The 8,622-nt window shown below is 60.8% G+C and carries 9 protein-coding genes; 3 read left to right on the plus strand and 6 right to left on the minus strand.

What is annotated here, in order from left to right; all coding sequences use genetic code 11:
* Positions 1–276 (minus strand): dihydrodipicolinate synthase family protein (locus tag ACRXB1_RS23470; RefSeq protein ID WP_449493378.1); only part of this gene is annotated, 276 nt, incomplete at its 3' end.
* Between the two features lie 118 nt (positions 277–394).
* Here ACRXB1_RS23470 and ACRXB1_RS23475 point away from each other — a divergent pair.
* From ACRXB1_RS23475 to ACRXB1_RS23485, 3 genes are all read left to right on the plus strand, one after another.
* Entirely contained in the window at positions 395–1,333 is a 939-nt protein-coding gene (locus ACRXB1_RS23475; RefSeq protein ID WP_449493379.1) for a LysR family transcriptional regulator, read from the plus strand.
* Between the two features lie 166 nt (positions 1,334–1,499).
* On the plus strand, positions 1,500–2,402 hold the full coding sequence (locus ACRXB1_RS23480) for a hypothetical protein (protein WP_449493380.1): 903 nt from the start codon (positions 1,500–1,502) through the stop codon (positions 2,400–2,402).
* The gene (locus tag ACRXB1_RS23485; protein WP_449493381.1) at positions 2,403–2,708 is read left to right on the plus strand and encodes a hypothetical protein; all 306 of its coding nucleotides are present in this window, start codon (positions 2,403–2,405) and stop codon (positions 2,706–2,708) included.
* A gap of 18 nt (positions 2,709–2,726) precedes the next feature.
* Here ACRXB1_RS23485 and ACRXB1_RS23490 read toward each other — a convergent pair whose 3' ends face one another.
* The 5 genes from ACRXB1_RS23490 to ACRXB1_RS23510 all read right to left on the minus strand — a co-directional run.
* Positions 2,727–3,845, minus strand: a complete 1,119-nt coding sequence (locus ACRXB1_RS23490; RefSeq protein ID WP_062172469.1) for an LLM class flavin-dependent oxidoreductase — start codon at positions 3,843–3,845, stop codon at positions 2,727–2,729.
* The gene (locus ACRXB1_RS23495) at positions 3,842–5,068 is read right to left on the minus strand and encodes an acyl-CoA dehydrogenase family protein (protein WP_449493382.1); all 1,227 of its coding nucleotides are present in this window, start codon (positions 5,066–5,068) and stop codon (positions 3,842–3,844) included. The genes ACRXB1_RS23490 and ACRXB1_RS23495 overlap by 4 nt, the downstream gene beginning before the upstream one ends.
* Before the next feature lie 10 nt (positions 5,069–5,078).
* The gene (locus ACRXB1_RS23500) at positions 5,079–6,014 is read right to left on the minus strand and encodes an ABC transporter substrate-binding protein (RefSeq protein ID WP_449493383.1); all 936 of its coding nucleotides are present in this window, start codon (positions 6,012–6,014) and stop codon (positions 5,079–5,081) included.
* Between the two features lie 131 nt (positions 6,015–6,145).
* Entirely contained in the window at positions 6,146–7,735 is a 1,590-nt protein-coding gene (locus ACRXB1_RS23505) for a rhodanese homology domain-containing protein (protein ID WP_449493384.1), read from the minus strand.
* Between the two features lie 61 nt (positions 7,736–7,796).
* On the minus strand, positions 7,797–8,622 hold an 826-nt coding region (locus ACRXB1_RS23510), incomplete at its 5' end, for an LLM class flavin-dependent oxidoreductase (RefSeq protein ID WP_449493385.1).

Here is an 8,622-nt window from a genome sequence, read left to right on the forward strand (position 1 = left end):
TCGGGCGGCGCACACGTCGCTACTGAAATGCGTGGTCGTCACGATCACCGGCACGCGGCCCGCCACGTGATCCAGCACAGTTTTCTGGACGACCGAGCGTTCGTCGTCGGTGAGAGCGAATTGCTCGGAAAAATTGGCGAGGATGCACAGGCCGTGCGATCCGGCATCGATCATGAAATCGATCGCGCGTCGCTGGCCGTTCAGGTCGAGGCGACCGGCGGCGTCGAAGACGGTTGGCGCGACCGGAAACACGCCGCGGTAGATCGGTTGGGTCATGGAAGTCTCCAATTTTGATTTGGGGCCACTATAGGGCGAGCTTGCAGGCGATGTATAGTGAAACCTTTCCATCTCGTGATCGCTTTTGCGACTCGCCTGAAAGCACAGCCTTTAGACCATGAAATCGACGCTGGACGTATTGATGAGCCGCTTGCGCATGAAGCAGCTTCAGTTGCTCATTGCCCTTGACGATCACAAGTCGCTGCACAAGGCATCCAGCGCGATGTCGATGACCCAGTCCGCCGCCAGCAAGGCGCTCGCCGAGCTTGAATCCATGCTTGAAGGGCCGTTGTTCGAGCGCGCGAAGAAGGGGCTCGTGCCGAACCAGTTCGGCCATTGCGTGATCCGCTACGCACGGCTTCTGGCAGCCGATCTGACCGCGTTATGCCAGGAAGTCGCGGACATCCGTTCCGGGACGGGCGGCAGACTGGCGGTGGGCGCGATCATGGGCTCGGTGCCGGATCTCGTCGTGCCGATCCTGAATGGTTTGCAGGAGAGCAACCCGGGGTTATCGATAGAAATCGTCGAAGACACAAGTGCGCGCATGTTGTCGATGCTCGACGAAGGCCGTCTGGATCTCGTGGTCGGCCGGTCGATTGTCAGTGATGAGCCGTCGAAGTATCACTATCAGCCGCTGGGGGACGAGCCGTTGTCGGTGGTGGTGGGTTACGACCACCCGCCGTTTCTCCCCCATGAGCTGAGTTTTGCGGATCTTGCGGGGCACCGATGGGTGACTTATCCGAGCTCCATGCCGATGCAGGCCATGCTTGCACGAGAGATGGACCTTGCGGGCGCGCAAGTGCCGATGAGTGCGATTTCGACGGCATCGACGTTTGTGACGGTTGCGCTGTTGCAATGCAGTGCGGATCTGGTTTCGGTGTTGCCGGCCGGCGTGGCGAGGCTTTTTTGCAAGCATCGGATGCTGCGGACCGTGCCGATAGATTTCAAGTCGAGGTCGCAGACCTTTGGGATCGTGACGAGGAGGGTCGGGGTGTTGTCGCCGATGGGGCGGCTGTTTGTGGAGATGGCGGTGGGGAGGGGGGTGGAAGGGGCTTAGCGGTTGGGCTTTAGAGGCACGGTGGCAAGCAAAGCCGCAGCGTTGCTGCATAACCTTTGGTGCAAACGTCTGGACAAGTTACCGTCCGTGCACCTGTCTTTTATTGAGATGAGCGCGTGCAAAAGTGCGTTAGCGTAGGGGCGTTTCAACAACAAAATCAAACAGGATGACAACCGAATTAATGCGGTATGAAGGTCATCGGTTCTTACTCTATAGACGATGGAATTACGCGCCGCACGGCAGAACCGAAGAGCAGCAAGAAGCAATTGACGCCGGCCAAGCCTTATTCAAGGCCGCGAATCTGGAACATTGGGCGAGCCAGCCGGAGCTCGTCGAGCGTATCCAGATCTTTCTTCGGAATGCGGTTCCCTCCTACTGTCCGAGTCCCTTCGGCACTAGCCCGCGCGACGTGATTAAAGCGTTGTGCTGGGAGGTGCGAAACGGCGCGGTGGTGATCGTGCGGGCCAAGCCCGCCTATATCGCACATGACGGCTTTGTCCCGGCGCTTACCGAAGACGAAAGGTATCGGCGCGAAATGGCGGATATGGCCGAACGCGGCGCGATCTTCGAAGCCCGGACGAAAGCGTATAGAGAGGAATTGGCGGAGTATCACCAACAAGTAGAGGACGCCGAGCGCGCAGCGCGCCCGCCGCAAGTGTTCCGGCACATTGAAACTATCGCAGAGGCGGCAGCGCGAAACCGCGCGGCGTGGGCGGCGCGTGATGCACTTGCCGCGCTTGTATCGACGGCGGCGTCTGCCGTTGCGGCTTCGTTGCCGTCGATGGATAAAGGCGTTTTCGAACTGGGCAATGTGTCGGAGGTTGGCACGGGCACCACGCCGTTAAGCGACGCCGCGCCGTTCAAATACTCGCCGAGCGAGTCGGGCAGCGATCTTTTATCGATAGCCGCGCGCGGCATCAGCGAGTCGCACGAAGCGGAATGCCATACGATGTACGAGTTTGAATTAGACCAATGCGAATTCACGCGCGCGATATATAACGATCCACGCAGCTATGCATTGTGCAAGCAACACGCTTTCGCGAATTACCAAACTTGCCGAGGTTACTAGATGATGCCATTTCAATACCTGCTTACCGAGTACGACCCTGATACGAAAACACTTCGGCAGTTCTGGTTGTCGGCGAGCGCACTCAATAACGTTAGTAACGTCCAGAAGCGCCCATTTCTGGAAATCCCGGTGAACAATGAAACTCCTCTGGACGACGAATCGGCGCGGCGCGTCGGGGCATCTGTTTTAATGTCGCTTGTTTCGCAATATCCGGAACTGCGCCCGCTCGCATTGGTAACCGACGGACATGGACGCAGGTTGATAGACGCGGCGGACGGCCGAAAATCCGAAGATACAAGCGATTGATGCATCGGCCCTTACAGGTCAGCCCTGAGCCGTTTCAAGTTCCCTTGCCCGGCTCTTGCTATCTTCCTTCGCCACAGCTGCGTGCACGACCGGCAGCAGGTCACGTCCATAAGCTAGCGCATCTTCGAGCGGATCGAAGCCGCGAATCAGGAACGTCGAAATCCCGAGCCGGTAATACTCGATCAACGCTTCCGTCACTTGCTCCGGCGTACCCACCAGCGAAGTCGAATTGCCCGCAGCCTTCGTCAGCGCAGCAATGCCCGTCCACAACCGCTTGTCCACAACGCTGCCTTTCGCCGCTTCAGCGAGCAGACGTTGCGAACCGACGTTCTTCGGCTCGCTCGGACGGCGCGTGAAATTGGGGTTGCTGGTCACCACTTGCTTCGCCCGCTCGAGAATCGATTCCGCACGTGCCCACGCGGCATCTTCCGTAGCAGCGATGATCGGCCGCAGCGACAAGCTGAACCGGATTGCATGCTCGCGTCCATAAGGCCGGGCCGCTGCGCGCACGCGTTCGATGGTCTCCGCGACCTGCGCAAGCGATTCGCCCCAGAGCGCAAAGACATCGGCATGTTTGCCCGCGACCTGAATGGCCGCGTCCGACGATCCGCCGAAATACACCGGCAAATGCGGCTTCTGCACCGGGCGAATCAACGAGCGATGTCCACGTACTTTGTAGAACTCGCCGTCGTGGTCGAAGGGCTTTTCGCTGGTCCACGATTGCTTGACGACATCAAGGTATTCATCGGTGCGTTTATAGCGGTCGTCATGTTCGAGGAAATCGCCGTCGCGTTGTTGTTCCGTGTCGTCGCCGCCGGAAATGATATGCACCGCGGTACGTCCCGCACTGAAATGATCGAGCGTGGCAAGCTGGCGCGCCGCCAGCGTCGGCGCAACAAAGCCCGGCCGATGTGCGAGCAGGATTCCAAGGCGCCTGGTCTGCTGCGCCACGAACGATGCAATCTGGAAGCCATCGGGCGATGCGCTCGAATGCGCGATCAGCACGCGATCGAAGCCGCCATACTCATGCGCCTGGGCAACCGCCGCGATGTACGGCGGATTGACAGCGGGACCTTGCGGCAAGTGAATCTCGCTCGATTCCTGATGGCTGACATAGCCGATGAATTCAACGCTCATGATGGTGTTTCCTCAAGAAATTTTGGAAGCGTGGCGAATGCGGCACGGCCGAGGGCGCCCAGCAGTGCGTCGTTTTGTGGCGTATGAATGCGCGAGCAAAGCACGTCGCGATGATGCCGTTCAAGCGCGTTGTTGCGGCTCAAACCCGGATTGCCGCTGGCCTCCACGGCAATCTCGACTGCGTTGATGGCGTTTTGCGTGACGAGAAATTTGATGGCAGGCGCTTCTTGCAGCGGCACGCGGCCTTGCGCGCCGGCATCGAGCAGCACGCGATTGTTGAGCAGCAACGCGTCGATGCGTCCCAGCGTCTGCTGGAAGCTGCCAAGACTCGACAACGGCGCGCCGAGGTTGGCCGGCGTGCGATCTGCAGCCCAATGCGCAAACCAGTCGCGCGCGGAGCGGGCAACGGCGTCATAGATGGATGAAAGCAACACGTTCATCCATAGCGTAGTGAGCGGATCCATGCCGGCGACATTGGCCTCGGGCAGATTCAGATCGACGGCCTGCGCTGCGGGAACGCCCACGTTTTCGAAGATCACTTCATGGCTGCCGGTCGCGCGCATGCCGAGATGATTCCACGGCTCGCCGAAACGAATCCCCGGCGTATCGCGATGCACGAGAAACGTGCCGACGCGCGGAGCGGGTTCGTCGGTGCGGCCCCATACGGCGAACCATGTCAGGCCCGGACTTCCTGTTGAATAGATCTTGCTGCCGTTGAGGATCCACGCATCGCCGGATTCATTCAGGCGTCCGATGGTTCCCGGCAAGCCGCCACGCGATGGCGAACCAAGTTCCGGTTCAACGCGCAGCGAATTGATGAGCGCGCCGTTTTCAACGGCGTCGCGCGCAACCTGCTGCTTCAGTGCCTGAGGCCAGTTCGGATTGGCCTGCAAACGCAGATGGTAAAGCGATTGCATGACCAGGATCAGCGCGGTCGACGGCTCGCCACGCGCCACGGCGTGGACCACCTTGCGTACTTGCGGCAGCGTTGCTTCGCGGCCACCGAGTGCACGCGGTACGGTCAACGCAAGCAGCCCCGCGCTTCGAAGGCGCGCGAGGTTGTCGTGCGGGAAGATCGCATCGTGATCGAGCGTGCCGGCCGTTGCCGCGAACTCCTGCGTGAGCAAGGCAAGCCATTTATCGGCGGCGGCGCTGTCGAGGTCGGCGAGGGCGTCCAGCACGGCTGGATCTTGAAGGTGGGAGTCCGGGTGCCGTACGGTCATGGGAAATCCGTTAGTGCGCGGTGAATTGAGGATCGAAGCTCGGGGTGACATCGAGCGTCGTCTTGATCACGCCCGCGCGGACGTACAGGTCAGCAGTGCGCTGCTGTTCGGTGATCACGGCTTTATCGATGGAGATGGGCTTCAACTGCGCGCGCTGGTACACGACCTTGAGGACATCGACAGGCAGGTGCGTGACACGCGACTGGATCGCCGCGACTTCGTCCGGATGCGTCAACGCCCAGCGCTGACCTTCTGCCACGCGATGCACGAAGTCATCGATCTGTGCCCGTTTGGTTGCGAGCGATGCATCGGTTGCAGCCTGGAAACTCAGCCCCGATGACAGACCCACGCCGTTCGCCACGCTGCGATTCTTGTCACGCAATTCGCCGAGCGCAACGTAAGGGTCCCATGTGGACCACGCATCGACGTTGCCTGATTCCAGCGCCGACTTCGCATCGGCGGGTTGCATGTATTGGAGGGTGACATCGGAGAGCCTGATGCCCGCGCGTTCGAGCGTGGCAACAACAAGATAATGGCCGATGGAACCGCGCGTGGTCGCGATGCGTTTGCCCTTGAGATCAGCTGCGCTTTTGATGGACGAACCTTCCGGCACGAGGATCGCAAGATCGACGGGCGTCGACCGGGTAGCGGCCACTGCACGAACGCGCGCGCCTGCGGCGTAGGCGAAGATCAAGGGGGCATCACCGAGGCCGCCTACATCGATTGCGCCTGCGTTCAAAGCCTCACCCAACGGCTGGGCAGCGGGAAAGTTGAACCACTCGATCTTGTACGGGACGTCTTTCAACTGACCCGATGCTTCCAGGATGCCGCGCGTTTGCAACTGCTGGTCGCCGACTTTCAAAACAGTTTCAGCATTCGATGCAAGCGGCCAGAGCGCCGCGAATGCAGTCAGCGCGGCGATCGACAGGAGACTGCGTCGTTTCATGAATCATCCATGCAAGAGAAAAGATTCACGATACGGACCGCCGCGACATTAGACAAACGCATTGTTCTGCTTTGCTAATCGTCGAGATTGGAATGAAGCGCGCTCGGCCCGCACGCGTCATTCCGCTGGCGTTAGATCACGAAAAAGCCGTGCGTGCCGTCGCGCTCCAACTGGGCGACGAGACCGTATTCCCATTCGAGGTACGCGTTCATTGCTTCATGTGGCGCGTCGGTGCCTTCATAAGGTCGCCTGTATCTGTCGATACGGGGTGACGCCAGATGCGTCTCGCCTTTTTCGAGCGGCAAGCCGGCCGCAATCCACGACGCTGTACCGCCTTCGAGCAACAACACGGGCTTGCCGGTCAGCGCCGCGACATCGGGTCCGGCAAACGCTGCCAGCGCGCTCGACGCGCACGTGACCACATATTGCTTCGCGTCGGGCAATGCGGGCAGGTCCTCAGGCAGACGCGAGCGGACGGCCCACCATGCGCCGGGGATATGTCCCTTCACATGATTGGCGCTCGCCGTGAAGTCGAGCACGATCGTCCGGCTCGCTGACTCGTCGAGCACCGCAGCGAGGTCTTTTGCGGTGATCGTTGGAAGCGGCGAAGGTTGTGCCTTCGCGCCGCGCCACGGACCCCGTTCAGTTAGCGCAGCGTTGCTTGAATCGTCGATGGCATGAACGTCGTTGTTCATCTGCGCGAGCCACGATGCCGTCATGTTGGCGCGTACGCCGTCGTCATCGAAGAGCACGATGCGCGCGCCGCGAACCGGTGCGAACATCTCGGTTTCCTGCACGAGCTGGCCGCCCGGCGCGCCCTGAAAACCTGCAGCATGCGCATGCTCGTATTCGGCGGGCGTGCGCACATCGAAGCGATACGTCGTGCGTGTCGGATCTTCCGCCCAGCTTTGAGCGACCGCAAAAGTCGTGCGCTTCACGCCTGCGCGATCTGCCACCGAACGTGCAGATTTGCGCGATGCATCGTCGGCGCGGCCATCATCGATAGCGAACTGATTGGCGCTGCCATGTGCGAGCGTCTGCCCTGCAAGCAACCAGCCGATCGTGCCATTGCGCAGAGCCGATACCGGGTTCGGCAGTCCCGCGTTCACGAGCGACTGCGTGCCGATGATGCTGCGCGTACGCCCCGCGCAATTCACGATCACGCGTGTATTCGGATCGGGCGCAAGCGCGCGGGCGCGCAACACCAGTTCGGCGCCCGGCACGCTGATGCTGCCGGGAATGTTCATCGTCTGATATTCGTCGTAGCGGCGCGCGTCGAGCACGACCACGTCTTCGCCGCTTTTCAGCAACGCATCGACTGCTTCCGCCGATAACGCCGGCGTATGCTGCTTCGCTTCCACGAATTCGCCGAATGCCTTGCTTGGCACGTTGACGTCCCGGAATACTTCGCCGCCTGCGCGTTCCCAACCTTTCAGGCCGCCATCGAAAACGGAAATTTCGGAAAACCCGAGCGCTTCAAAACGGTTTGCTGCGCGTTGCGCGAGACCTTCGCCGTCATCGAGAAGAACGATCGGCACGCTCTTGCGCGGCAGCTTGGTCAGCGCATCGAGTTCGATTTTCGACAGTGGCAGGTTGGCCGCAAAGAGCGGATGACGCTGTGCGTGCGGATCTTCTTCGCGTACATCGAGAAAGGCGATTTCGCGTTTGGAACGCAGGGCGTCGCGCACGTCGTCGAAACGGCGCAGGGGGGTGTCGCTCATGAATGAAGTCGTTCCTTCGGGAGGTTCGAAAACGGGTGATGTAGCCGGAAGCGGGGACGCGTCAAGCTGCGTGCGCAACACGCGATGTCAGTTCGCGCGTGAGCGGAATCAGTTCGCGGCCATAGTCGAGCGCGTCTTCAAGCGGATCGAAGCCGCGAATGAGGAAGGTGGTGACGCCGAGAGCGTGATACTCGGCCAGTGTCTCGGCGACTTGCGAAGGCGTGCCTACGAGCGCCGTTGAATTCGACCGTCCGCCGATCTCTTTTGCCACGCCGGTCCAGAGCCGGTCATCGGCACGCACGCCGTCGCCCGCTGCCGCAAGCAGGCGCCGTGCGCCTTCGCTTTGCTGAGGCGTCGCTTCGCCCAGGCCTTGTTCGGCACGCAGCCGCCGTGTCTCGGCGAGGATATGTTCCGCACGTTCCCACGCGGCCTTTTCAGTGGCCGCGAGAATCGGCCGGAACGATACCGAGAAGCGCACGTTGCGTCCGTGTTTGGCCGCTTCCGCGCGAACCCGTGTCACCTGTTCGTGAACCTGGTCCTTCGATTCGCCCCAAAGTGCGTAGACGTCTGCGTGCTTGCCCGCGACTTCGATCGCCGGCGCCGATGCACCGCCGAAGTAGATCGGCACGTAAGGCGCCTGCCTTGGCTTGACTTCGGAGAATGCTTGTTCGAAACGGTAATAGCGGCCTTCGTGATCGAACGGTTTCGATTCGGTCCACACGCGACGCAGGATTTGGAGATATTCGTCGGTGCGTGCGTAGCGTTCATCGTGCGAAAGAAAATCGCCGTCGCGACGTTGTTCAATATCGCTGCCACCCGAAATGAAGTGGACCGCGAGCCGCCCGCCGCTCAACTGGTCGAGCGTGGCGAGTTGCCGGGCGGCGAGA

The sequence above is a fragment of the Caballeronia sp. M23-90 genome (assembly GCF_053574605.1).

Excerpts from the sequence above, each read along its gene's own strand:
- ACRXB1_RS23475 (WP_449493379.1), top strand. The coding sequence starts at position 395 with ATGAAATCGACGCTGGACGTATTGATGAGCCGCTTGCGCATGAAGCAG.
- ACRXB1_RS23480 (WP_449493380.1), top strand. The coding sequence starts at position 1,500 with ATGACAACCGAATTAATGCGGTATGAAGGTCATCGGTTCTTACTCTAT.
- ACRXB1_RS23485 (WP_449493381.1), top strand. The coding sequence starts at position 2,403 with ATGATGCCATTTCAATACCTGCTTACCGAGTACGACCCTGATACGAAA.
- ACRXB1_RS23490 (WP_062172469.1), bottom strand. The coding sequence starts at position 3,845 with ATGAGCGTTGAATTCATCGGCTATGTCAGCCATCAGGAATCGAGCGAG.
- ACRXB1_RS23495 (WP_449493382.1), bottom strand. The coding sequence starts at position 5,068 with ATGACCGTACGGCACCCGGACTCCCACCTTCAAGATCCAGCCGTGCTG.
- ACRXB1_RS23500 (WP_449493383.1), bottom strand. The coding sequence starts at position 6,014 with ATGAAACGACGCAGTCTCCTGTCGATCGCCGCGCTGACTGCATTCGCG.
- ACRXB1_RS23505 (WP_449493384.1), bottom strand. The coding sequence starts at position 7,735 with ATGAGCGACACCCCCCTGCGCCGTTTCGACGACGTGCGCGACGCCCTG.